Annotated in this window: 23 protein-coding genes; 13 read left to right on the top strand and 10 right to left on the bottom strand. The window is 49.0% G+C overall.

Going from position 1 to position 26,091, the window contains the following annotated elements:
• Nucleotides 1-43 precede the first annotated feature (43 nt).
• The 3 genes from BM202_RS11955 to BM202_RS11945 form a co-directional block, all read right to left on the bottom strand.
• Nucleotides 44-658, bottom strand: coding sequence for a peroxiredoxin family protein (locus tag BM202_RS11955; RefSeq protein WP_093826194.1), 615 nt, complete (start codon nt 656-658; stop codon nt 44-46).
• Between the two features lie 106 nt (nt 659-764).
• The gene (locus tag BM202_RS11950) at nt 765-1,985 is read right to left on the bottom strand and encodes a sterol desaturase family protein (protein WP_093826192.1); all 1,221 of its coding nucleotides are present in this window, start codon (nt 1,983-1,985) and stop codon (nt 765-767) included.
• 47 nt (nt 1,986-2,032) lie between these two features.
• On the bottom strand, nt 2,033-2,851 hold the full coding sequence (locus BM202_RS11945; RefSeq protein ID WP_093826190.1) for a phytanoyl-CoA dioxygenase family protein: 819 nt from the start codon (nt 2,849-2,851) through the stop codon (nt 2,033-2,035).
• A gap of 522 nt (nt 2,852-3,373) precedes the next feature.
• Here BM202_RS11945 and BM202_RS11940 point away from each other — a divergent pair.
• The gene (locus BM202_RS11940; protein WP_093826188.1) at nt 3,374-6,523 is read left to right on the top strand and encodes a SusC/RagA family TonB-linked outer membrane protein; all 3,150 of its coding nucleotides are present in this window, start codon (nt 3,374-3,376) and stop codon (nt 6,521-6,523) included.
• A gap of 28 nt (nt 6,524-6,551) precedes the next feature.
• Nucleotides 6,552-8,096 (top strand): SusD/RagB family nutrient-binding outer membrane lipoprotein, encoded by a 1,545-nt coding sequence (locus tag BM202_RS11935; RefSeq protein ID WP_093826185.1) that lies wholly within the window; start codon nt 6,552-6,554, stop codon nt 8,094-8,096.
• Nucleotides 8,097-8,191: 95 nt separating this feature from the next.
• Here the strand turns inward: BM202_RS11935 and egtD are convergent, their stop codons facing one another.
• The 5 genes from egtD to BM202_RS11910 all read right to left on the bottom strand — a co-directional run bounded on the left by egtD (nt 8,192) and on the right by BM202_RS11910 (nt 13,940).
• On the bottom strand, nt 8,192-9,202 hold the full coding sequence (egtD, locus tag BM202_RS11930) for an L-histidine N(alpha)-methyltransferase (RefSeq protein WP_093826183.1): 1,011 nt from the start codon (nt 9,200-9,202) through the stop codon (nt 8,192-8,194).
• Entirely contained in the window at nt 9,166-10,362 is a 1,197-nt protein-coding gene (gene egtB, locus BM202_RS11925; RefSeq protein WP_093826181.1) for an ergothioneine biosynthesis protein EgtB, read from the bottom strand. The genes egtD and egtB overlap by 37 nt, the downstream gene beginning before the upstream one ends.
• Nucleotides 10,363-10,437: 75 nt before the next feature.
• Nucleotides 10,438-10,710 carry a UBP-type zinc finger domain-containing protein gene (locus tag BM202_RS11920; RefSeq protein ID WP_093826179.1) on the bottom strand — a complete coding sequence of 91 codons (273 nt, stop codon included), beginning with the start codon at nt 10,708-10,710 and terminating at the stop codon, nt 10,438-10,440.
• Nucleotides 10,711-10,787: 77 nt separating this feature from the next.
• Complete coding sequence (locus tag BM202_RS11915) at nt 10,788-12,449, bottom strand: NAD(P)/FAD-dependent oxidoreductase (protein ID WP_093826177.1); 1,662 nt, start codon at nt 12,447-12,449, stop codon at nt 10,788-10,790.
• Nucleotides 12,450-12,545: 96 nt separating this feature from the next.
• Nucleotides 12,546-13,940: a sensor histidine kinase gene (locus BM202_RS11910; RefSeq protein ID WP_093826175.1), complete on the bottom strand. Its 1,395-nt coding sequence runs from the start codon at nt 13,938-13,940 to the stop codon at nt 12,546-12,548.
• 186 nt (nt 13,941-14,126) lie between these two features.
• Between BM202_RS11910 and BM202_RS11905 the strand changes: the two genes are divergently transcribed.
• Both BM202_RS11905 and BM202_RS11900 read left to right on the top strand, forming a co-directional pair.
• On the top strand, nt 14,127-15,080 hold the full coding sequence (locus BM202_RS11905; RefSeq protein ID WP_093826173.1) for a ChaN family lipoprotein: 954 nt from the start codon (nt 14,127-14,129) through the stop codon (nt 15,078-15,080).
• 98 nt (nt 15,081-15,178) lie between these two features.
• On the top strand, nt 15,179-15,943 hold the full coding sequence (locus BM202_RS11900) for an SDR family NAD(P)-dependent oxidoreductase (protein ID WP_093826172.1): 765 nt from the start codon (nt 15,179-15,181) through the stop codon (nt 15,941-15,943).
• A gap of 92 nt (nt 15,944-16,035) precedes the next feature.
• On the opposite strand, the gene BM202_RS11895 is transcribed toward BM202_RS11900, so the two are convergent.
• On the bottom strand, nt 16,036-17,100 hold the full coding sequence (locus BM202_RS11895) for a hypothetical protein (protein ID WP_093826171.1): 1,065 nt from the start codon (nt 17,098-17,100) through the stop codon (nt 16,036-16,038).
• Nucleotides 17,101-17,184: 84 nt separating this feature from the next.
• Here BM202_RS11895 and BM202_RS11890 point away from each other — a divergent pair, with 84 nt between their 5' ends.
• The 8 genes from BM202_RS11890 to BM202_RS11855 all read left to right on the top strand — a co-directional run bounded on the left by BM202_RS11890 (nt 17,185) and on the right by BM202_RS11855 (nt 23,380).
• Entirely contained in the window at nt 17,185-18,399 is a 1,215-nt protein-coding gene (locus tag BM202_RS11890; protein WP_093826169.1) for a putative sugar nucleotidyl transferase, read from the top strand.
• Between the two features lie 57 nt (nt 18,400-18,456).
• Nucleotides 18,457-19,590, top strand: coding sequence for a DNA polymerase III subunit (locus BM202_RS11885; protein ID WP_093826168.1), 1,134 nt, complete (start codon nt 18,457-18,459; stop codon nt 19,588-19,590).
• A gap of 81 nt (nt 19,591-19,671) precedes the next feature.
• On the top strand, nt 19,672-20,157 hold the full coding sequence (locus BM202_RS11880; RefSeq protein WP_177236564.1) for an ATP-dependent zinc protease family protein: 486 nt from the start codon (nt 19,672-19,674) through the stop codon (nt 20,155-20,157).
• A 57-nt stretch (nt 20,158-20,214) separates the two neighbouring features.
• Nucleotides 20,215-21,123: a 30S ribosomal protein S6--L-glutamate ligase gene (gene rimK / locus BM202_RS11875; RefSeq protein WP_093826167.1), complete on the top strand. Its 909-nt coding sequence runs from the start codon at nt 20,215-20,217 to the stop codon at nt 21,121-21,123.
• A 91-nt stretch (nt 21,124-21,214) separates the two neighbouring features.
• A complete protein-coding gene (locus BM202_RS11870; RefSeq protein WP_093826165.1) occupies nt 21,215-21,769 on the top strand; it encodes a hypothetical protein in 555 nt (184 codons plus the stop codon).
• A 35-nt stretch (nt 21,770-21,804) separates the two neighbouring features.
• Nucleotides 21,805-22,044: a hypothetical protein gene (locus BM202_RS11865; protein WP_093826164.1), complete on the top strand. Its 240-nt coding sequence runs from the start codon at nt 21,805-21,807 to the stop codon at nt 22,042-22,044.
• On the top strand, nt 22,029-22,316 hold the full coding sequence (locus BM202_RS11860; RefSeq protein ID WP_093826162.1) for a type II toxin-antitoxin system RelE/ParE family toxin: 288 nt from the start codon (nt 22,029-22,031) through the stop codon (nt 22,314-22,316). The genes BM202_RS11865 and BM202_RS11860 overlap by 16 nt, the downstream gene beginning before the upstream one ends.
• Before the next feature lie 149 nt (nt 22,317-22,465).
• Nucleotides 22,466-23,380, top strand: a complete 915-nt coding sequence (locus BM202_RS11855; protein ID WP_093826160.1) for a TIGR01777 family oxidoreductase — start codon at nt 22,466-22,468, stop codon at nt 23,378-23,380.
• A 59-nt stretch (nt 23,381-23,439) separates the two neighbouring features.
• Here BM202_RS11855 and BM202_RS11850 read toward each other — a convergent pair whose 3' ends face one another.
• A complete protein-coding gene (locus tag BM202_RS11850) occupies nt 23,440-24,864 on the bottom strand; it encodes a mandelate racemase/muconate lactonizing enzyme family protein (RefSeq protein ID WP_093826157.1) in 1,425 nt (474 codons plus the stop codon).
• A 237-nt stretch (nt 24,865-25,101) separates the two neighbouring features.
• On the opposite strand from BM202_RS11850, the gene BM202_RS11845 reads away from it, so the two are divergent.
• A complete protein-coding gene (locus tag BM202_RS11845; protein ID WP_093826155.1) occupies nt 25,102-26,040 on the top strand; it encodes an RraA family protein in 939 nt (312 codons plus the stop codon).
• The last annotated feature ends 51 nt before the right edge of the window (nt 26,041-26,091 follow it).

The following is a 26,091-nucleotide window of genomic DNA, read 5'->3' as shown; positions in this document are numbered from 1 at the left end:
GAGAAAGTAAAGTTAAACGCGTTTCAGATTGTATAGCAGGCAATTAATAATGCGCATCATTTAACTCTCGAATGACGTTGAAAACGACATTCTGATCAATCGGCTGATCGAAGTTTTCGTCCAGGAAATGATAAGCAATCCGGCGATCCGGCCCAATTACGTATAATGCAGGCGTAAAGGCTTCGTCCGAAATGCCCGACACGCGTTCCCAAACGGGATCATCTTCGCTATAGACGCCAAACCGTTGCGCTACAGCCGATTCAGCATCGTAAGCCACCCGAAAATCCAGTCCATTCATTTGCCGCGCCAGTACTTTTGGCGACTCGTCAGAAAACACAACCAACTCAGCATCAGCGACAAGTAGATGCTGATGCAAACGAACCAGTGAATCCAGATAAGGCCGGGCGTACCGTCCCCAGCATGGGCAATAAAAACTAATGACTAAAGGGCGGGCACTGACTAAATCCAGCACCGACGTAGTATACTCCTGATTTTTATGACCAAAAACCGACGCTCGCCAATCGCTTGGGGCTCCGGCAAGGCTGAAAAATGGCGCCAGATCACCCGTTACCAGCGGCTGCATCCGAATAGTACGGAGTCGTTCCTGCGTGCTAACGGTTCTAATATCGCCTAATTCGTTTTCAAATTCAAGTGTCATCAGCGTATGTATTTAAAAGTTTTGTAAGGCCTTACCCCACCCCAGCCCTCCCCTGTTTTTCAGGAGAAGAAGCCACCTGTGCCTTTTTTAGGATTGTTGCAACCAATCATCCGTAGATCAGTCGGAAATAGCGTTTCTGGATCAATGAGAAGTAAGCCCAGAATGATAGAGCACCAATGTATCCTAATACGATAAGCATCGGCTCACCTAGTATTGCATATAGAGCCAGCCAGAGTACACCTACCCGACCAATTTCGAGGTAAAGTACCCACTGCCGTTGTTCCAGCAACGCGCCACAATTGATGGCAGTGAGTAGAATAAATAAAGCGGTTAAAAACTGAAGATACCCTGGCACGTACTGATCGAGCAGCAAAAACGAGAATAGAATCAACAACGTACCAGCCAGTTGCCCAATAACGTAGCCCCGAAAGCGTCGGCTCTTGTTATGTGCTACGGAGCGTTCGACAGCATTGGCCGATAAAAACCGATTTTCCAGTTCTTCCCGAATGCCTGGATCGACCGTATCGGGACGACCAAATAGAACAGCCCATTTTGCCGACCAGCCCGTTGCGCGTTGGGTAGCCATCAGCAATTCGAGCAAGCCATGAAAATGCTGCCATAAAAAACTATGGCTGTCAAGTGGTTTAGTTAGTCCGTAAGTTGGCTCCTCTTCCTCTTCAGCAAACGTACCGAAGAGCTTATCCCAGATAATAAACATATCGCCATAGTTCTTATCCAGGTATTGCGGATTGCTGGCGTGGTGAACCCGGTGGTGCGACGGTGTTACCAGAACGTATTCGAGCCAGCCCAGCTTACCAATCGTACGGGTATGGAGGAAAAACGGATACAGTCCATGAATCAGGAGCATCGTCGTAATCATCTCGGCGGGAAAGCCAACGACCGGCAAAATGGACCAGAATCCCGTACGTACCACCGCCTGAAAAACCGTGATACGCGCCGAAACTGTGTAGTTGAAATCGTCGCTCTGATGATGCACGACGTGAACCGCCCAGAACACATTGATTTCATGGGCCAGCCGATGGTACCAGTACCAGACAAAATCGGTGGCAATGAGCAGACCAACCCAGCCCCACACATTCGCCTGGATGTCGAACAGCGCAAAGTGTTGATGCAGGTACTCGTACACGAAGTAGAACCCGCCAACGGTAAAACTATCCAGCAACCGCTCCCCTACACCAATGTTGAGATTTGCAACCGAGTTGTTAAAATGGAAGTAATTTTTCTTCTGCCGCTTCGCCACAAGATATTCCAGCCCTATAAAGAGCAGAAACAGCGGAACCGCAAAAGCAAGCCAGTTAAAATGCATGAGCAAAGCCGTGAGTAACTAGTCAATAGCAATTTAGGAGACTATACTTAATTCTGAATTTTAGCCGCAAACCGATGGTAAAATGGTGTTTTGCTCGCTGCGCTTTTGGGCTTGTACTCCCCCGTAATCAGCGGAATATACATAACCCGCCGTCGGCTTTCGGCACCCAAGTTTGGCGACTGTTCCACCCGATGCCACAAGCTACCGTTATGGATGGTCAGGTCGCCCGCTTCGATGTCGAATCCTACCTCGCGGGGGTCGGGCCGATGGTCGATAAACTGACGTTTACGGAACAGCGTTAGCAGTGTATTCTGCTTATGCGTACCGGGCAACACACGCAGTCCGCCATTACTCATTGGGCATTCATCCAGGTGCAGACCCACATTAAGCATGGGCCGGATTCGGTGACCCAGGAACAAATCGCGGGGGCTATCGGTATGCCAGCCCATCCGCGAGAAGTTGCTCTCGGGCGTCCGAACGTAGTGATTTACAACCAAACCGTCTTTTTCTTCTTCACCGATACGTCCCTCATAAGGCTGCAGCAGTTGAGTAAGCGATTTTAGACGCTCATCCTGCAAAAACTCGTGTAACACCGGACTGAATAAGGAAGCAAACGCAAACCGCTGGACGATTTGCTGCCCATGCTCGTCGCGCCCGTATTTAATGGGTGTCCCGTTGATTTTATCTACTTTCTCGTCAATCCAATTTGCTTCTACGCGCTGTAGTTCGCGCAGAAAAAGCTGTACTACGTCGTGATCAACAAAGTTCTTGATATGAAGGAAGCCATTTTTGTCAAAAAAGGCCGTTTGCTCAGTGGTTAACAAGCTGGTAGACTGAACAGGGGCTGGATCTTCTAATAATACCATTGACATATGAATAATTCAGTTAATTTTACTTAAACCATTTACTATACAGATTAAGTATAGTATTTGTGATGATGAAAAGCAAACCGAGGTTTGCTGCTAAAATTCAGATATGCTTTCCTACGAATAAACTGTAGTGAGGTCGCTTGAAAGCCAGAAAACTAAAAAATAGGTGATACGAATCAAGCGAAGGTAGGGCTTCACTGAACAAACGAGATGGTTAACAACACATATCCATCATAGAGGGAATGACGAAGGATACCTTGTACACCTTTTGATACGTAAAAACCAGCGGTTGTTGATAAGATACCATATCTGTAAGGTTAAGTTAATTCCACTTACTCTGTTAGTTTGATAGGCAAAGGTGAATAGTGCTTTTCATATTTCCAAATTTTTTCACCCATATCTGAAAATAGTAGTAGATATACCTAGTCAGACACTTTATTAATTTTTTATTAAGAAATAATTAATAGAAGATTAGATTGTCTTATTTAAATAAGTAACCAAAATTAATTCCTACCCCTGATGAAACATCTTGTACAAAGACGAATCAGTATGCTCGGCATGCTGTTTTGGTTAACCATTCTACTCACCAATGCTGTCCAGGCACAGGACATTCGCGTAACTGGTCGTGTCATTTCGGGAACCGATCAAAAGGCCATCCCAGGCGCCACGATCTTACTGCGTAACTCGACCAATGGCACCACAACGGATGCTGATGGCAACTTTTCTATTCTTGCTCCGACTAATGGAGCGCTGGTCATTAGTGCTATTGGCTTCACTGGACAGGACATAGTTCTGGGCAATCAAACTCAGTTGACTGTTACGCTTCAGGAGTCAGCCCAAAACCTTAACGAAATTGTCGTTACCGCTTTAGGGATCAAAAAGGAATCGAAAAAACTTGGTTATGCTACGGCAACTGTCGGTACAGAGCAGCTTACTATCAACCGAACGACCAATTTAGGAAACAGCTTACAGGGTAAAGTGGCGGGGGTAAACGTTACGGCTCCTACGGGAGGGCCTGGTGGAACGTCGAAAATTCGTATCCGCGGTCAATCGTCTTTCAAAGGCGATAATTCGCCACTCATTATCGTTAACGGTGTTCCCATCAATAACTCCAATTTTTCGAGTCGGCAGGGCGACACCGACGGAACAGCGAACCGTAGCGGATCGGCTGCGGACGGGGGCGATGGTTTACAAAGCGTTAACCAGGACGACATCGAAACGATGACCGTACTAAAAGGATCAACTGCTGCGGCCCTCTACGGTTTCCGGGCGAAAGATGGCGCTATTGTCATTACCACAAAAACAGGTCGTCGGAATGCCGGAATTGGCGTGGAAGTGAACTCGAACTTCACAGCCGATCAGGCACTGGATTACACAGACTTCCAGTATGAATATGGTCAGGGCGAATTTGGCAAACGGCCAACCACCGTTGGTGAAGCTCAGAGTTCGGGCGTTTTTAGTTTTGGTGAGAAAATTGATGGAAAGCCAACGTATCAGTTTGATGGGGTCATGCGGCCGTATCTAGCCAGCAAGGACCGCATCAAGAAATTCTATCGCACGGGTAGTACGTTCACAAACACAGTGGCCTTATCGGGCGGCAGCGACAAAGGCGGATTCCGAATCTCCTTTTCGAATACCGACGCCAACGCCATCATTCCGAACTCCGACTACCATAAGAAGATTTTTAACATAGGCCTTAATTACAATTTCACGCCTAAGTTTTCGGCCCAGATAAACGCCAACTATTCCAATGAATACAACCACAATCCGCCCCAAATTGGCTTACAGGACCTGAACGCCAACACAACGGTTTATACCACGGCGAATACGGTCGATATGTACACATTACGGGATAACCGGTACGATGCCAATGGGAATGAGCTGGCTACATCTCGCTTTACAAATCGGAACAATCCCTACTGGGTTGCCTATGACCGCGCTGAAAATGTACGTCGTGACCGGCTATTCGGCAACGCATCCCTTCGATATCAATTTAATGACTGGCTATACCTACAGGGACGTATCGGGCAAGACTACTATACCCGACCATACGACTTTAACCGGCCAACGGGAACACGCTCGCTATCGGCAGCGGCAACGGGCTTTAATGGCTATTTCTATCAGGAAGTAATTACGTTCCGGGAGAAGAATCTGGATTTCCTATTGGGAGCCAACCACACGTTTGGCAATTTTGGGATAGACCTAACGCTGGGGGGCAACCAGTTGCAGCAGACTTACACGAACAACAGCGCATCGGCCACCAACTTCTACATACGGAACCTATACACGATTCAGAACGGCCAGGCCAAAGATCCTCAGTACGCTTATAGCCGCAAGCAGGTCAATTCGTTGTACGCAGCATCTGAATTCTCGTACAAGAATTTTTTGTTCGTTAACGTAACGGCCCGAAACGATTGGTTTTCAACACTCGCGCAATCCAGTTACCTCTATCCCTCCGTCAGTGGAAGTTTAGTGCTCAGCGATGCATTGAAAATCCGGCCAACCTGGTTGAACTACGCTAAAGTTAGAGCGGCTTATGCGGTTGTCGGGGGCGATACAGATCCCTATCAGAACAACTTGTTCTACAGCCTAAACGCCAATACGTTGCAGGGGCAGGGCCTTGGCTCCATCACAACCAACACCAGTCCAAATGCGAACCTTCGTCCGCTCAAAATAAAAGAAGCTGAAGTTGGACTGGAATTACGAGCCTTAAACAGCCGTATTAACCTGGATTTGGCGGTGTATCAAAAGAATACAGTGGACGAAATCCTGAACGTGGATATTTCAACAGCATCGGGCTACGACAAGACCAAAGTAAACGTGGGCCGCCTGCGTAACCAGGGCGTTGAAATGCTACTGACACTGGTGCCTATTAAAAATAATAATTTCAACTGGGAAACAACCTTTAACCTGACCTACAACCAAAGTAAGGTGCTTGAACTGGCCAATGGTCAGCAACGGTTAAAGGTAGGCCAGGGTGATTTCTTTGGGGAATTATGGCACGAGGTTGGTTTACCGATGGCTTCTCTGCGCGGCATTGCCTACAAACGCGATCCGCAGGGACGAATCATTACGTCGGGGGGCAAACCCGTGGCGGGTGACATTACAACCTTCGGCAGCGCCATTCCGAAATATACGGGCGGCTGGTTGAATACGTTCACGTACAAGGGCTTCCGAATCTTTACACAAATTGATTTTAAAGCAGGGCACAAACTGCTTTCCAATTCAAACCTGAATTTCCTGCGCCATGGTTTGTCTCAGGCGTCTTTAGTTGGCCGCGAAGGGGGTGTCTTATTCGAAGGCGTCAATGAAGTGAAAAATGCGACGGGCCAGGTTGAATATACGCCCAATACGACCCGAGTAGAAGCGGAAGACTTTTACTCCAGCTACCGTAGTACAAACAACACCGAGCAATTTGTTTATAATGCCAGTTTTGTTCGGTGGCGGTCCTTGTCGATTGGCTACGACCTGTCGCGGTTTGTCAACAAGACATTCATAAAAGGCTTAACCGTTTCGGCCATAGGTAACAATCTCCTGCTGATTAAAAAATACGTTGATAACCTCGATCCCGAAGCAGTAGCCGGGGCATCCGACAACATTCAGGGTATCGAAACGCATTCACTGCCAACAACACGCAGCTATGGCGTCAACGTAAACCTGAAATTTTAAGGATAAATCAATCTACAGCCATCCAATCATGAAAAAAATACAGTACATCCTATCAGGCGCCCTCTTGCTAACCAGCTTGAGTGGCTGTGACAAAGGGTTCGAAGAGATAAACCGGAATCCGGTTCAGTCAACAATCATTGACCCAACTTACCTATTCTCCAATGCACAGTTCTCAACCACACTGGCCGCTCAAACGATTATGTACGAAGAGAGTATCGTACAGCAGATTATTACGCCCTTTGGTGGGGTGAACAACGGCGGGAATTACAACCAGGATAACCGGACCAACACAATGGTCAACTGGAATTTTTTCTTTAGCGGAACAGGAAATGGCAATAGCGGGCCTGTGAAACTACTGGCCGACGTAATGAATCAGACAAAAGCCGACGCCAATCGAAGCAATCTTTACAACATGTCACGTATCTGGAGAGCCTATGTTTTTCAGGTGTTGGTCGATACGTATGGCGATGTTCCTTACTCCCAGGCTGGACAGGCGTATTTACAGTCTACCTATTTGCCCAAATACGATAGCCAGCAGGACATTTATAACGATCTCCTGAACGAACTCGATCAGGCAACAGCTGCTCTGGACCCGGCCAAGCGAGTTGAAACGGGTGATTTGTTCTATAAAGGAAACATTGCGCAATGGAAGCGCCTGGGCTATTCACTGATGCTACGTGTCGCTATGCGGCTATCGAAAGTGGACGCAGCGAAAGCCCAGTCTTTTGTGCAAAAAGCTGTTGCGGGAGGAGTCATGCAATCGAACGACGACAACGTCAAGATTCAGTACACCAGCATCTTTACCAGTCCAACCAGTGGTTTGTGGAATGGCACGGAGAAAGCAAATTTCTATCTGGCTCAGCCCTTCGTGAGTTACCTGAAACAAACCAACGACCCGCGTTTGAAAGTCATTGCAACAAAATATGCCGAGCCGTCAAAAGACCCCAGCGGCACAACTGAAGATAATACGCCAGCGAACCAGATAGGTTTCCCGCTTGGCTACGACAACGGTAGTATTATCAATGCGCCTGGTTATCCCGGTAACGTAGGCTCAGGTGGCTGGAAATACTCTCAACTCAACCGACGCACGGTGGCAAAGGTAGATGCGCCACAACATTACATTACTTATGCACAAACGCAGCTTCTTCTGGCCGAAGCGGCCCAGCGGGGCTGGACAACTGGCAGCGCAGCTGATTTCTATAAAGCTGGAGTTACAGCTCACATGAATCAGATGAAGGAATATGATGCATCGGCTACGATTGCAGCCGCCGACATCACGGCTTACCTAACGGCAAACCCATTCGATGCGTCGAAGGCACTGGAGCAAATCAATACGCAGTACTGGGTAGCCTCCTTCCTGAACGGTCCCGAGGCTTTTGCCAACTTCCGGCGAAGCGGTTTTCCAGTTCTTACACCTAACCCCTATCCGGGCAAAACGATAGCAGGTGCCTTTATTCGTCGGCTAACGTACCCGTTGAGCGAAAAATCCGTCAACGCCGATAATTACAATGCGGCCGTTACCCGCCAGGGAGCTGATGATTTAGACACCCGTGTCTTCTGGGATAAACAGTAAGCCATTTGCTTTTTATCACAACATAAACAAGCCCGACCACACTGGTCGGGCTTGTTGTATTCTGTACATCAGGTGACAGAAAATCAAACTGCCACTTATCGTGCAAACACGACATCCGCAAAATATCCTTTGCCATCGGTAAACCAGCCAGATACCGTAAATCCCGTTTGCTGAGCCAGTTGCTCAATCTGAGCGCGTGTAAACTTGCGGGAGATTTCCGTATGAATAATTTCCCCATAGGCAAATGGCACAGTCATCTCCAACGTAGTGATCTGAACTGTTTGTGCTTTCTGACTGACCAGATACGAACGGGCTTCGCCTGTTTCGGGATTATAGACTTCGTAGTGATCGAAAGCCGTTAGGTCGAAATCGGCGTCGAGTTCGCGGTTGATCCGTCGGAGGAGATTCAAATTGAAGGCTTTCGTAAGCCCCTGCCGATCGTTATAGGCCGTATGAATGATGGCCGGGTGTTTTTGTAAATCGAAACCCGTTAGCACCAGATCACCGGGTTGAAGCCGGTCATGGAGCTGGCGATAGAAATCGATGGCGTCGTCAGGAGCGAAATTACCGATGTTTGATCCCAGAAACAGGACGATACGCCGGGCATCCGATTCATCAGACAACTGTTCGAGTGCACTAAAATAATCGCTGTGTCTCGGGTTTAAGGGCAGATCAGGCCATTGCTTCCGAATATCAACGATCAACCCTTCCAGCGCATCGACTGAAATATCGACGGGCGCGTAGGCAAAATCTGCCTTTTGATCCTCGAAAAAACCAAGTAAGATCTTCGTCTTTAGTCCGTCGCCAGCCCCAAGCTCCACCAGTTCAAACGGACGGTTATCGGGCGTAAACTGCCGGAGCAGATCCGCTTTATGTGTATCCAGCACTTCATACTCCGACCGGGTCAGGTAATAATCCGGCGAGTGCATTATTTCCGCAAAAATTCGACTGCCTTCCGCGTCGTAGAAAAACTGAGAAGAGAGCCGCTTGGGTGTTTTTTGCAACCCTGTACGCACTTCCTCAATCAAAGCCGGGTCAGTTTCCTGACTAACCGTTAACGACTCCGAGGTTATTGAGTCACTAAACGTATTCCTGTAAACTGCCATCGTTTGTCTGATTGAAAAAAATTGCGGTACGTGGGCCGGGAATGTCCTTCTGGTGTAGCTACCGAAGCGCCCCGCAGCACCATTTGTCCACTCATGAACTTACCGTTGTATTCGCCGACGGCCCCTTCGGCGGTGATAAAGCCAGGGTATGGCAAGTAAGCGGAGTTCGTCCACTCCCACCGTAACCCCCAATTGAATTGCTGTGCTCCCGAATGCACGGCGGCAACTTCCCATTCGAATTCGGTTGGCAAACGCTGGCCTTTCCAGCGGGCGTAGGCATCGGCTTCATAATGGCTCACATGGCAAACTGGTGCCTCCAGATCAACAGGCTTGAGTCCGTCAAATGTGTACTGCCACCACTCGCCATCGACCTGATGCCAGTAGAGAGGAGCCTGAATGGTATTTGATTTTACCCAGGCCCATCCATCAGAAAGCCAATACCGAAAATTTTGATACCCCCCCGAATTGATAAAGGCTAGGTATTCTTCATTCGTAACCAGATTACCGGCCAGCGTCGTTTTGTTTAGGTATACTTTGTGAGAACCCTCTTCATTGTCGAAGTGGAACAAACCAGCCTTGTGACCATCAGGAGCTTGATAGCCAACGGTGTAAACACCTTCGTCAATGAGTATCGGCTGACCGGATCGCTGCGCCTGATGTTCATGAACCGGCATGGCAATGGAAGGCAGCAACGGATTGTGGCCCAGAATGTACTTGATATCCGTGATAAGCAACTCCTGGTGTTGCTGCTCGTGATTCAGCCCAAGTTCAATGAGCGCGTAAAGATCAGGCGACAGTTCGGTCGTGTCCAGATATCGGCTCATCTGCTCGTCCACGTAGGCACGATAGGCATACACGCCCGCTACCGTTGGGCGACTCATGTTGCCCCGGTCAGTACGTAGTACGCGCTTTCCAACCGTTTCGTAATAGCTGTTGAAAACGAAGCTGAAATCTTCGTGAAAAATCCGGTAATTGGGGACGTTCGGCACGAGCACAAACGTCTCCCAAAACCAGGTAGTATGGCCCAGATGCCATTTCGGCGGGCTAACATCGGCGACAGGCTGCACCACGTAATCCTCGGTTTCGAGGCCGCGGCATATCGCTTCGGAATGCAGTCGTACGCGGTAATAGTGCTCGGTGAGCGTTTGTTCGGCAATCATTCAGCGTCTGTTGTTTTGAACTGACCAAAGTCTATAGACAATTCTACCACTAAAACGCTAAATCACAAACCTTGTTCAATATGTAACCATCTGTTCATCAACAAAACACCAGAGCCACCGTTCACCGGGTTCGGACGAGACAACAACGGGATGCCCACTCGCGTGAGCATGCTTGCTGGCGTGTTTATTGGGCGACGAATCGCAGCAGAGTGTCGTGCCGCAGGTCTGACAGGTGCGCAGGTGCACCCACGAGTCGCCCGTTTTGATGCATTCCTCACAAACGTGTTCTTTAGCTGTGCGAATTTCCGTCAGTGCGGCCAGGTGAGAGCAAATAGATTGTTGTGACATGAGAAGATATAGGATATAGGGTGTAGGATATATGATGCATGACCAATCAGCGCATATATCCTATACCCTACATCATTTTAGTTTTCTGCTAAGTATTTATGAACGAAACTCACAGCCATAGCCCCTTCGCCAACGGCTGAGGCTACGCGGTTCATGGCGCCAGCCCGCACGTCGCCAGCGGCAAAAATACCTGGGCTACACGTTTCAAGGAGGTAGGGTTCCCGATCATGTTTCCAGACCTGTTTAAAGTCCGCAAATTTTGCCAGATCGCGCCCAGTGGCAATAAACCCTTTGTTATCCTTGATAATGTCCATTGCGATCCAATCCGTATAGGGTTTGGTGCCGATGAAAATGAACAGGCCGGCCGCTTTAACAGTACGTCGTTCTTTGGTATTCATATCCTCCAGCACGAGGCATTCCAATAGCTCTTTGCCCAAGCCCTCAACGACCTCCGTGCAACCCAATACGGTAATATTCGGCGTGCGCTCAATCTGATCGATCAGGTATTGCGACATCGTTGACGACAGATCGTTGCGACGTACACAAATGAATACCTCCGAGGCCGTTCGTGACAGATACATAGCGCCCTGCCCGGCCGAGTTCCCGCCCCCAACAATATACACCGGTCGTCCTTTGAAGGCATAGGCTTCGGTGGTGGCAGCACCGTAGTATACACCGGCTCCCGTGTATTTATCCAGGCTTTCGTTCTCCAGCTTGTGATACGCTACGCCCGTACTCAGCACAATTGACCGGGTTACGACTTCGCTGCCGTCGGCCATACTGATATGCTTGTATTGCCCCTGCGACTTTATGGAAATTACTTCCTGCGGAGCCAGAAACTCGACACCAAAGCGTTGCGCCTGCGTTATAGCCCGTCGAGCCAGATCAGATCCGCTTAGTCCATTAGGGAAACCGAGGTAGTTTTCGATACGGGAACTCGTTCCGGCCTGACCACCAGGGGCGCGTTTATCAACTAGAATCGTTCTCAGCCCTTCAGAACCACCATATACGGCCGCAGCCAATCCAGCCGGTCCCGCACCAATGATGGCCAGATCGTATAAATCATGGGTCGCTTTTGGTTGCAGGCCAACTTTTCCACCCACGTCGCCAATAGTTGGCTGTTTCAGAACCGTACCATCACCAAGCACGACAACCGGCAAATCAGTACGTTCGATACCGTGTAAATCGAGCAATTCCTGGGCGTGAGGATCATCCTCTATATCGAGCCATTGATAAGGGAATAAATTGCCCGCCAGGAAATCCTTTAACTCGTGCGAACGGGGCGAAAATTGGTACCCTACTAACTTCAGTCCCTCATAAGGAGGTCGATAGTCTGACTGCCAGTCACTTAACAGATCATCAAGCACCGGATACAATTTCTCTTCGGGAGGGTCCCAGGGTTTGGCAATGTAATAATCCAGTTGTACCTCGTTGATGGCCCGAACAGCCGCATCAATGTCAGAATAAGCCGTCAATAGTGCCCGTTTTGCATTCGGGAATACCTTGCGTGCCTGCGACAGAAACTCCACTCCATTCATGGTGGGCATGCGCTGATCGGACAGAAACAAGGCCACTTCTTCGCCTTTTTTCTTCAATTCGGGTAGCGAATCGAGCGCTTCCTTAGCGGAAGTGGTGCAAAGAATCCGGTATTTTTTTCGGTATTGCTGGCGCAGATCATGCTGGATGGCCTGCAACACCTGTTGGTCGTCGTCAATGGAAAAGATTATTGGTAGTTTCATGTTTGAAAGAGCGAAAGATTCAAGGAGTGAATGAACGAAGCAACGTGTGCATTTACAATACACTCATTGAATCTTTCGCTCTTTCACTGTTTAACTTTATTGAGTTGGTAAACATACGCTAAACTCGGTATGGCCCGGCACGGATTTCAGTTTAATCGAGCCATTGTGATGCTCAACAATACCATTTACAATGTCCAGGCCAAGTCCTGTGCCTTTGCCGATTTCCTTCGTCGTAAAAAATGGCTCGAATATTTTGTCCCGAATATCTTCGGGAATACCCGTTCCATTATCGATGATTTTGGTCAGTACAAACTCCCGGTCACGTTGGCTGATGATTTCGATCTTACCTCCGTCGGGCAAGGCGTCAATGGCATTATCGATCAGGTTCGTCCAGACTTGATTTAGTTCACCCGCCCAGCCACAAACACTGGGCAGATCGTCGGGAATGGTCAATGTCAGGTCAATATGCTTACTTTTTATTTTATGATTCAGTAACGTAATGGTACTACGTAGACCCTCGGCAAGCGGCACTTGTTCTTTCCCGGTGCCCCGGTCCATGTGCGTATAATTTTTGATGGAGCCAATTAGTGTTGAAATCCGCTTCGAGGCTTCGCTTATGTCAGAAACCAGCTTTTCGGTCACTAAATTATTGACGATCCAGTTGGACACACCCGCCAGATTTTCATCGCCAATTTTTTCCAGCAGCCAATCCAGATCCTCCGTTGTAAAGCCGTATTCGACCATTGGCCCGGCCAGATCCATGCTATCGTCAACACCATGATCGTCGAGCCAATCGGTCAGGTCATCTTCCAGACTCGTCCGTTCCATCAGCGACAACTGATGCTTGTCAATACCTGACTGCTGGTCCATTTTTTTAAAGAACACAGCCCTTACGCTGTCTACCTGCTCGTCGGTGAGGTCGAGACTCATCACCGTCTTGAACGCTTCGGGCGTTGCCCGCAAGTGGGTACTCAGCGTTTCGACCGAACGTACTACGGCTGCCACAGGATTGTTCAGCTCATGAGCCAGCCCCGCCGACAGTCGACCCAGCGACGCCAGCTTATCATTTTGCTGAGCCTGTTTCGTAAAATACCGAATGCGGCTTGTCATTTGTTGAACCAGAGATGCCGTCAGTTCATAACAATTCTGTATCATCCCGAGCAGATGATCCCGATGAAGCCGAAGAATTCGCACGTCTGTCTGGGTCACAAATCGGCTGGGAAAGCTCGTCATCCGCGAAAAGGGTAATACGCCTATGATGGAATGTGGATCATACATAAATAGCTCGTCGCCCAGGCTATTCGTCCCATTATCAATGCGGATACGCCCATCCAGGAGCAGAATCAGATGATCGGCCGGTTCTTTGGGTTTATAGAGTACCGTCTCACGTGGATAGTTGACCTCTTCAGACCGGTCGATAAGCCATTGGAGTTGTTCATCCGGAACGGTCGCGAAATCCGGAAATTTTTGGAGGGTTTCTAACAGATTCATGGTTTTAGAATAGAAGATACTTTAGAACGTCCCGCCCATCACCAGAGCCGGAATTGTTACTTAATTGGCAGTTGAACGGGTAATCAATTCTAAATAGGATTGGTTACAGAGACGATATTGTCGCTTTGACCCTTCTCCATCAGCGGCTTTATCAATTGATAAAGACTCAAATTTAACCATAATCTGATGCGTAGTACGCTGCTTCTGCTTTGTTTATTTGCTTTTGCTTTTCGACCCGATAAACCTGCCTACAGGCTGTATACGCCTACGCTAAAAGCGACAACTTACGCCAAATTGCTTCGTCAGGCGACGGATGCCGACGTCGTGTTATTCGGCGAACTGCATAACAATCCTATTTGCCATTGGCTCGAACTCCAGCTAGCGAAAGATTTACAGGACGCCAGAAAAGGCAACCTGGTTTTGGGTGCCGAGATGTTTGAAACGGATAACCAGACGGGCCTTAGTAACTACGTTCAGGGACGCACAACGAGTAAGGAACTGGCTGTACAAACGCGCTTATGGCCCAATTACGACACTGACTACAAACCCATTGTTGATTTTGCCCGTGAACAAAAAATCCCATTTATCGCCACCAACGTACCACGTCGATACGCCCGTTTGGTTTCACGTCAGGGGCTGGCTGCACTCGATACGATATCCAGCGAAGGCAAACAGCAGGTGGCTCCACTTCCACTAACGGTTGACCTGACCCTGCCAGGCTACAAAGGTATGATGGATATGATGAGTAGCGGTCCGATGTCAGGCACATCCCACGCAGGCACGACATCTTCTGGAACGACTAGCACAAGGGCTGGTATAGAAGACGTAAATGCCAATTTCGCCCGCGCCCAAGCGATCAAAGATGCTACTATGGCCCATTTCATCCTGCAGAACCTGAAGCCGGGCCAGACATTTTTGCATTTCAACGGCGATTATCACTCCAAGAATTTCGAAGGTATTGTCTGGTATCTGCGTCAGCAAAAACTTACCGGGAATGCCCGACCACTCAAGATCGTAACGCTGTCATCGGTGGAGATTCCCGATATTGACAAGCCTACTCATAAAGTCGAAGGGCTTGAGAGTGATAATCTGGCTAACTTCGTACTGGCCATTCCAGCCGATATGACAAAGACGTATTAAGGCGAGCTGGCTAAATTTTTGGGGATTGTTTACAGTTTTTTCGGTTTGTAATATTCGGTTTACGACGGATCGCCGTGAACTGAAAACCGTAAACCACCATGATCAGGGACTTACTCAACGTAGCAGGAAAAAATGCCCTTGTAACCGGCTCAAGTCAGGGCATTGGAAAGGCAATTGCGCTGGCACTCGCCGAATTTGGCGCGAACGTGCTGGTTCATTACCGCAGCGATGAGAAGGATGCGCAGACGGTAGCGGATGAAATTCAGGCATTTGGTGTAAAATCCGGCACTGTTGGTGCTGACCTATCCGAGCCTAAAGCAGCCGATGATCTCTTCCAGCGAGCTACTGAACAGTTCAGGGAAATTGACATCCTGGTGATCAACGCGTCGGTGCAATTCCCGAAGGATTGGGACGATACGACAGCCGATGACTTTGACAAACAGGTTAACGCTAACTGGAAATCAACACTCTTATTGATGCAACGCTTTGCACCAGCCATGACTGAGCGCAATTGGGGGCGAATCCTGACCATCGGCAGCGTTCAGGAATTGAAACCCCACCCGGCCATGATTGTCTATGCCGGCACGAAAGCTGCCGTTGCCAACACGGTTCGCAATCTGGCGCTACAACTCGCCCGGAATGGGGTTACGGTCAACAATCTATCACCCGGCGTCATCAATACGCCCCGCACCGACGAGCCAACACCCGCCATTCCCGAACACATTAGCCAACGCATGAGCATTCCAATTGATTCGGAGGGCCAACCCGATGACATTGCTGCTATGGCCGTTATACTCTGCTCCAACGCAGGCCGCTACGTTACCGGACAAACGATTTTTGTGGATGGCGGCATGGGACTTTAATGATGAATGATGAATGATGAATGATGAATGATGAATGATGAATGATGAATGATGAATGATGAATGATGAATGATTCTACAAAAAATAATTGATCATTCATCATTTATCATTAACACAACATACTCCGCCACCAGCGCCCAGCAATGGGCTTCGCATTGCCAGCGCATTTGTACGATAGAGCGGTCGGCAAACCGACGTAGCAGTGGTTGTTCGTAGGCGGTCAATAAGCCCGCAATGAAGAAATTGAACGTAGTGAAATCCTGTTCAATACCGTCGATTGACAGCTTTGGCACTTTTTCACCCAGACGTAGTAAAGCTGTTGACAGCAAAATTTGCTCGACGCGGTTGGTGGCCTGAACCAGTTTCTGCTGTCCATCGGCAATCAGGCGCGGGCGAATCGGTTCCAGTTCGGGAATGTTGAATGCGGCCATTAATCGCGCCAGATGATAGATAATCAGTGACGTACGGGCGTAATGCGGAGCACATCGAAACGGTTCCGATACGTAGCGATCCGACTCAACGATTGCGCGCAGATAGGTTAGCGAATCGGTATCGTGCTGATTGCGGGGCAGGTCAAACTGGTAGATGCAATACAGCATATTGCTCAGCGCGCAGGCATCGAAATCAATCCCCATATTCTTGCCAAACCAGGTCGAATAGGCACGCAAATCGCGGTAATCAGGGTACGTATTTTGAATCTGGCGTCCCTGACTCATGTTGGCGTGCTGACTCAGTTTGTTTTTTAGCCAAAGCTGGTCCGTACGTGATGGATTTATGGTCAGGTAAACCATCGCCGTATCATCGATATCGTCGGGAATTCGGAAATGCTCAAAACGATGAAATAGATATCCGTTTGGGAAGTGTTTCGACGGACACGTTGGCCAGAAATTATAGGTAGTCAAGCCATCTTTGTTGCGAAACAACCCATAGGCATTCTCCGCCCGCTCCAGAATCCGGTCAATGAGGGATTTTGTTCCATCGCTTACGTGCGGACGCAGCTTTTGCAGCACAAAGACGGTACTGGCCGTGAAGAATATATTCGTGTCCGCCCGTCGGTACTTTAACGTAGCGTTGCTGCGAACCGACGGAAACAGGCCCGATTTTTCCTGCAAATCGGCGATACGCTGAATAATAGCCTCCGTGGTTAAGCCCGTCATATTTTCGTAAAAGTACAGTTTGATGTGTTCTCTTTTTCCAGATTAAGGTTGGATATTTGCCCCCATACTTCACTGGTACATGCCATGGCTAACCTGATCTTATTCGACGAACCGACTATCCGAAAGGCGCTGCTGCCCTTCACCTTTACGCGACCCGTGGCAGGCATTCGCATTGGTATCCAGACCCTGGCCGAAAAATGGGGCGACTCACTAAGCCAGACCCCATCCTTTCTCACCGAATCGTATTTGCAGACAAAGTTTCCACAAATGGCCGGTAACGACAACTGGTATGTCAACGGAGCCATTTGTCCAATACCTGCCCTGCATGACGCTATTTCCGCGCTGGAAATGGGGGCGGGCCTCATTATGCCTGATGGCTTCGTGCTCGCCGTACGTACTGATAACCCGCTGGAAGCTTCGCCAGCCATCGACGACGATTATGATTTCCACACGTTTGCGGAACCACTGACAATCGTGCGAAATTCATGGGATATTTTTGTCCACAACGGGGATCAGATTCGCGCCGATTTCGCCAGACTCACCGCCGGACGACAATCTGAACCAATAACTGATCCGTTTACGCGCTGTTACGCCCCCGAACATATTTTTGTGGAACCTGGAGCCACCATACATGGGTCAATTCTGAACGCAGAAGGCGGGCCAATTTACATTGGCCGCAATGCGACCATCAGTGAAGGGTCAGTTGTGATCGGGCCGTTTTCCCTTGGCGAAGGCTCTACGGTCAATTGGGGCGGCAAAATGCGCAGTAATACGACAATTGGCCCTTTTTGCAAAGTGGGTGGCGAAGTAGGCAACTCGATTTTCTTCGGCTACAGCAACAAAGCGCACGACGGTTTTCTGGGCAATTCGGTCATTGGTGAATGGTGCAATCTGGGTGCCAATGTCAACAATTCGAACCTCAAAAATGACTACAGTAACGTTAAGCTTTATTCGTATCCTACCCGCCAGCTTGAGGATACAGGACGGATATTCTGCGGACTGATGATGGGCGATTTCACTAAAGCAGGCATTAGTACCATGTTCAACACGGGTACGGTGGTGGGTGTCAGCGTAAACGTGTTTGGGAGCGGCTTCCAGACAAAGTTTGTGTCGTCCTTTTCCTGGGGTGGTGCCAGCGACGGCTTTACAACGTATCGACTTGAAAAAGCCATTCATGTCGCCAGAGAGGCCTTCAAACGGCGTGATATGGATTTTAATGAGGTGGAAGAACGCATTTTAAGGGAAATTTTCAACCAGGAGCGGTCGTTTACCTCATTCAACCCAATGAATGATCTATAGCTAGCCAATCAGCAGAACGACGTACTACGTCAGACGGACTTGTCCGTTCTACAACTTATGCTTTTCAACGAAATTATCGGCCAGGAAGAAACGAAGCAGATGCTGCTGCGGGCGGTACAGACAAACCACCTTGCTCATGCACTGCTGTTCGATGGACCCATGGGCGGGGCCAACCTGGCACTGGCCATGGCGCTGGCTCAGTACGTTAACTGTGAAGATAAGCAACAGGCTGGCACGCCCGACGCCGATGCCTGCGGCCGGTGCGCGTCCTGCGTGAAGATGCAGAAACTCGTGCATCCCGATCTGCACATGGTCTTTCCGGTAGCGAATCTGGCCAAGGGAAAAACATCGGAAGCGTATCTGACAGACTGGCGGAAATTCCTGCTTGAGCAACCTTACCGCACGTTGCCCGAATGGCTCGAAACCGTCGGGGCGGATAACAAACAAGGCAATATTTCGGCGGAGGAAGCCCGTAGTATCTTGCAGAAGTTATCCCTGAAATCCTACGAAGGAAACTACAAAATCATGCTCATCTGGCTCCCCGAGCTGATGAACGTAACGTCGGCCAATGCGCTGCTCAAAGTACTGGAAGAGCCCCCGGCTCAGACACTTTTTTTGCTTGTCACGAATCAGTCCGACAAATTATTGATCACCATTCTGTCGAGAACGCAACGGGTTGCGGTGCGGGCCTTTACGGATGAGGAAGTTGCTACGTACCTGCGTCAGCACCTGAACCTCGACGAAACGACCGCCCGGCGCGTGGCTTACCTGGCCGACGGTAATCTGGCAGAAGCGCTGAACCTGAGTAAGCAGGAAACACACTCAACGGACCAGCATACCTGGTTTGCCGATTGGATGCGTACCTGCTACCGGCAGGATTTAATAGCGCTGGTTAAACAGGCCGACCAGTTTGACAGTTTCAGCAAGGAAAAACAGAAGGGGTTACTCGATTACAGCATCCGCCTGTACCGCGATTTATTTTTATGGCAGCAAGGTGCCGGTGCACTCCTGCGCTTACCCGACGACGAAATGGCTTTCGTAAAAAATTTTGTTAAAGTCCTTACCGTCGAGCATATCGAACGCATCGTTTCTGACCTTAACGAAGCGGCCTATCACCTCGAACGTAACGCTCGGGCCAAAATGATCATGCTTGATATGTCTCTCACGTTCAGCCGCTTAATTCGCATGTAACGATTTACGCTATTCAGTTTTTGATTGGCTTCAGCCATTGTATACTTAAAACCGAATACCGTAGCGACAACCTGAAAGACTATGAAGGACCGAACACCTAAACCCAAGCAGGTTATCGGCATGACGGACCTTGTCGATTTTCCCGACCTGGAGCTTTTCGATGTGCAGGCCAAAGTCGATACCGGGGCCTTTACCTCTGCTTTGCACTGTAAAGACGTTCAGTTAGTGCGAACCGGACTTCGGAAGAAATTAAGTTTCTGGCTGATCGACAAATCAGGCGGACCGGCCCGGCAATTTTATAGCGATCAGTTTAGCCAACGAATGATTCGTAATTCATTCGGCGTGGCCGAACTGCGCTACGTTATCAAAACTAGAATTGTCTTGTTTGGACGTACCATTCTGGCCGAATTTACCCTTGCCGACCGGGAGCATCTCAAGAATCCAGTGCTGTTAGGCCGGAAGCTGCTCCGCAATCGGTTCATCGTCGATGTTTCGTACACAAATTTATCCTATCAGCTTAAAATCGATCGTCAACAGTCAGTAGTCGTCAGTAAAGAAAGCGATTAGTATTACTGGCAAGACTTACGATAACTGAAGACTCTTGACTATCGACTAACCACTTTTATGCGTATTGCCATTTTATCGGCCAATCCGAATTTATATTCGACTCAGCGACTGCTCGAAGCGGCCAGTCAGCGCGGCCACGAAGGCATTATTGTCAATCATTTGAACTGCCAGGTAATGATTGAAGGCGGCAGACCTTCAGTGCTTTATGAAGGACAGGAACTCGACGCGCTCGACGCGATTGTGCCACGTATTGGTGCTTCCGTCACCGATTACGGCTGTGCCGTTGTCCGTCAGTTCGAAATGATGAATATTTTCACAACCGGCAAGTCGCAGGCCATTATGCGCTCCCGCAATAAGCTACGCAGCTTGCAGGTATTATCGAAAGCGGGGGTTGGCTTACCCAAAACCATGTTTGCCAACCACCCCAAAAACGGTGATATTACGCAGTTAATCAAGCGCGTTGGCGGTCCGCCAGTAGTCATAAAACTGCTGGAAGGAACGCAGGGTATTGGCGTCGTACTGGCCGAAACAACCAAAGCGGCCAAGTCAACCATCGAAGCCTTTTACGGCCTGAAAAAGAACGTATTGGTTCAGGAATTCATTGCCGAAGCCAAAGGGTCGGATATCCGGGCTTTTGTGATAGGCGGGCGCGTCGTGGGCGCCATCAAACGGCAGGGACTTGATGGGGACTTTCGCTCAAACATTCACCGGGGCGGCAATGCAGTGTCGATTGAACTCACTCCTCAGGAAGAACAAACCGCGATTCAGGCGGCCCGCGCGCTCGGCCTGAAAGTCGCTGGTGTCGATATGCTTCCTTCCGAACGCGGCCCGCTGGTGCTGGAAGTCAACTCATCACCCGGATTGGAGGGCATTGAAAACGCCACAGGTGTCGATATTGCTATTCAGATAATAACCTACATCGAAGACAAAATCCGAACCGATGAAGGCGATACGGTAGGAGTGTAAATGAATGATGAATGATGAATGATGAATGATGAATGATGACTTATAGCGAAGTATTTTTACATTTATAATTTATCATTCATCATTGGTTTAAATGCCTGCGCTCGATCCTGACCTGAAAAAAGCCATTGTCCGAATGCCGGGCGTGGAAAAAGATAAGCTACTGCTACGTTTAATCGCCAAGGATGCCGTGCTGACAGAACGGCTCCAGTTCGAACTGGTTGAAGAAAGTAAAACCATTGACGAACGACGTAGTATGATTCGGGCGTTCATTGACCGCACGGCCAATCTGCACGCCGATACGCCCGGCTGGTTGATGATGGACATGCGCACCGTGAGCGGCTACATCAGTCGGCATTTAAAAGTTACGAAAGACAAATACGGCGAAGTAGATTTGATGCTCTATATGCTCAATACGTTCTACGAGAACAACGCCCACCTGCTTCAGAAATACAATTCCCGCTCCGATAAAGCCGCCGAATACATCGCCAAACGTACCGAACAGGTCTTAAAAAAAGCGACTAAACTCGATCCTGATTACTACGTTGAATTTGCCGACGAGATCAATAAACTGCTGAGTTGGGTGCACTACACGGCTCCGTCACACTACGCCCGGCAACTGGGCTTGCCGAAGGAATGGGACTTGTAATATTTATGGTTTATATTTGATAAAACGTTAAGACTATGGCGACTGCCGATTTAAAGTCAATCTTACATCAACAAATTGACCGTCTTGATGATCCACAGGACGTTCAGGATTTACTATTAACGGTAAGTGAATTCATCAGTCAGCGTACAACTATTTTCATCGAAACGCCCGAACTATTAGCTCAGTTAGAACAGACACTATCATTGACACAAACCAGTTCCCCAACGCCACATGACGTAGTAGCCAACGAAGCGAAGCAATGGATTACACAATAGCCTGGTCGGATGAGGCTAAAGAAAACTACCGGCTCATTGCCTTGTATTTGTTAGACGCGTTTGGCTTCTCAGTAGCCGATAAATTCACGGATACAATAAATAGTAAGCTACGTATTCTGGAAACTATGCCCTTCATTGGGCGAAGGCTGGACAACCTGACGGCTGTTCGTAAACTGCCATTACAGCCATACAACATAATCTATTACGCTGTAATTGAGCGCCAAGTAATCGTACTGAACATACTCGATAGCCGAAAAATTGTAGTTTCTTAACCAATACTCATTCACTACGCCCGGCAACTGGGCTTGCCGAAGGAATGGGAGGTATAGCTGGTGAGCAGGTTTGCGAGACACTTACCAAAAATAACAAACCGTAAGCCTCATAACCGGGTTGTTTAGGTACGAACTTACTTAACCAGCCTATGAACCAAACAGTATTAATCACGGGTGGCACCGGTTCTATCGGTCGTCGCTTAACGCAACTGCTTCAACAACAAGGGTACCACGTAACGTTATTGAGCCGGTCTCCGAAGTCTATTCCTGATGTACGGGTTTACCAGTGGGATATAGAAAAAGGCCATATTGATCCACAAGCCATCGCCACGGCGGATCATATTATCCACCTCGCCGGAGAGGGAATTGCCGACGAACGCTGGACCGATGAACGCAAAGATGAAATTCTGAATAGCCGTACTCAGTCAACTGAATTGCTGGCGCAGGCATTAGCCAAAAATCAGCATGCTGTTAAATCCTTTATTGGCGCATCAGCCATCGGGTATTATGGTGGCGATACCAACGATATACCCCTGACCGAAACCAGCCAGGGCGGTTCCGATTTTCTGGCGCAGGTAGTCCGGGCGTGGGAACGGGCAGAAGATCAGATAGCGGCCCAGGGAATACGTACCGTAAAGCTTCGCACAGGTGTCGCTCTCACCATGGACGGGGGTGCGTTGCCTAAACTTGTCCAGCCCATCCGTCTGGGAGCGGGCGCACCCATTGGATCGGGGCAGCAATACGTTTCATGGATTCACCTCGACGATCTCTGTCAACTCTACATTCAGGCCATCAAAGAGCCGTCATGGCAGGGTATCTATAATGCCGTTGCACCCAATCCTGTCACGAATGAATCGCTTACGCGAGCCATTGCTCAGGCTTTGCATCGGCCGTTGCTATTACCCAACATCCCGACGTTTGCGATTAAACTCCTGTACGGTGAAATGGCCATCGTTGTAACGGGCGGTAACTACGTCCTGAACAAACGTATCAGTGAAGAAACCGATTTTTTGTATAAATATGCCGACTTGACCAAGGCTTTGGAAAATTTGCTAACCCCTTGACGAAATGCCGCTGGAAGAAGCTCTTCCAGCGGCATTTTGTTAAGCGGTTAATACGTTTTCTAGCTCCACTCTCGGTCAGCCGAATCTTTGGTGTTCCACGAATCGGTTGGTGCAAACCAGGTTGCTCCTTTTTTGAGGAATTTCTTGGCTGCGTCTTCGTTCAGTTCAACGCCAAGACCTGGCTTGTCAGGTACGCGTACAAAACCTTTCTCAACGATTGGCTTTATACCTGTTACGAGATCTTCCCAACCTGCTACGTCGACGCCGTGGTGTTCCAGCGCAACAAAATTCTCGGTAGCAGCCGCACAATGCACATTAGCCATCATCGAGATTGGCGAACCGGCAAAGTGCATGGCCATCGGAATGCCCTTTTCTTCGGCGTAATCACCAATTTTCTTGGTTTCCAGCAAGCCGCCCGATGAGGCCAGATCCGGATGAATCATATCAATAGCTTTCGCATCGATCAGCTTGATAAATCCTTCTTTCAGGAAAATATCTTCGCCTGTTAGGGTTGGCGTGTCGATGGCATCAGAAATTTGTTTCCACTGGTCGGTATAGAACCAGGGAACAAGGTCCTCGAGCCAGGCGAGTCGGAACGGCTCCATCGCTTTCCCAATCTGAATGGCCGTATTAACGTCAAAATGGCCAAAGTGATCGGCAGCCAGTGGCGTATCATAGCCCACAATCTCCCGAACTTTACCCACGTGTTCCACTAATCGATCCAGTCCTTTTTTCGTGACCTGAATGCGGGTGAAGGGGTGCTTTGTGTTCGCATAATTACCCAGTTTACCCGGTTCAGCATCACTCCACTGCCTTCTTACGCTCCAGTTATTGGCATTGACCAGCATACCCGGCTGGTCGGCCAGCATACCGATGCCGAAATCCATCTTCAGGAATGTATACCCTTGATCCCGGCGTTTCTTCATATTTTCGGCAAATCCCTCATAACTATCCGACTCGGGCGTGTCGGCATACAGCCGGATGAAATCACGGTACTTACCCCCCAATAGTTGATAGGCCGGTACGTTGTATGCTTTTCCCGCCAGGTCCCACAATGCCATTTCAACGCCACAAACACCACCAGCCGCACGGCTTTGACCACCAAACTGCTTGATCTGCTTGAATATCTGCTCGACATTACACGGATTCTTACCCAGCAAGCGACTTTTGAGCATTAGCGCGTAGTTCGCACTGGCCCCATCGCGCACCTCGCCCCAGCCAACAAGGCCCTGATTGGTATCGATCCGAATAATTGGACTGCTGAACGGTACGCCCTGCAAAACGGCAACGCGCAAATCCGTAATTTTCAATTCGGAGGGTTTGGCAAAGCGGCTTACCTTTTGCGTGATAAATTCCAGTTCCTCATCCGGACGCTTATCGAAGGCTAGACCGAGTGAGAGACCACCTAATCCGGCATTACGCAGGAAGTCACGGCGGTCGGAGGGATTGCCGGGTGCTGACAATCGGGAGAAGATGTTTTTCATGGTAAAGAAAAAGTCAGGGATTTACAACTGTTAGGTACGGAATTTTCGTTTGGAACCAGGTCAGAATTTTGGGCAACGTAGCGCTAAAACAGGCCCAGATTGATTGTGAGAATCCAACACATATGTAAGTAGGGAATACCAGTATTTTACTTATTCTGTGGTCTTTTTAAGAAGAACTACCCGCAAAACCCTTTCTTTCTTACGTTCCACAGAATCGTCAATTCCTTACCTAAAGCAATGATAAAACAAACACTTGCAGCATTAGCCGTCATCGCTCTTTCGGGGAGCTTTGTAGCCCAGGCCCAACGCGTAGGCTCATCGCCTGAATACGTTAAAGCGCTAACCGCCGACTGGAAAGGCGAACGGTTTCCGGATGGTCGGCCTAAAATTCCCGATATCGTTCTGGAACGACTGCAAAATTGTACGCTGGAGCAAATCTGGGGGTATCTGGGCAGGAAAGGATACCGCAATCAGGTCGAAAAAAACTGGGTAATTCTCAAACCCGGTGAGACCATGACCGGCCGCGCCGTGACGGCCCAGTTCATGCCGACTCGCCCCGACCTCGACAGCCTCGTACGGGCGCAGGGCAAAGCCGAAGGTCGCTCCCAAAAGGGCGGTATAAACATCTGGCCAATTGACATCTTAACGAAGGGCGATATTTACGTAGCCGATGGTTACGGCAAGATAAAAGATGGTACGCTGATCGGCTCAAGTCTGGGAAATGCCATCTACGGAAAAACGGGCAAGGGTGTAATTTTTTACGGCTCGGTGCGGGACATGCAGGAATTGAAAGATACGAAAGGCTTCAATGCCTGGGTAAAGGGGCATGACCCGTCTTACATTAAAGACATGACCCCTACGTCGATCAATGCACCCATTCGCATCGGCGAGGTAACCGTGATACCGGGCGATGCCGTGTTTGCGAATGAATATGGCACGGTGTTCATTCCGGCGCATCTGGTTGAAGGACTGGTTTCTGCATCTGAAATGACGGCGCTACGTGACGAATTTGAACGTGTACTTTTGCAGCAGGGAAAATATCCATCCGGCGAAATACACGGCGACTGGTCGGACAAAATCAAAGGTGAATTCAGAACCTGGGTAGGCAAGTATCCGAAGAAATTAGCTATCACCGAAAAAGACATAGATGCCTATCTGGCGAAAGAGGGCCATTAACCTTGTTTTTTTAACACAGGGGAACGGAGACAGACACAGAGAGCATTGAGA

This window comes from Spirosoma endophyticum, from assembly GCF_900112365.1.
Taxonomy (GTDB): Bacteria; Bacteroidota; Bacteroidia; order Cytophagales; family Spirosomataceae; genus Spirosoma; species Spirosoma endophyticum.
Note: the sequence above shows the minus strand (reverse complement) of the source record. Positions and strands in the feature narration are given on the sequence as shown.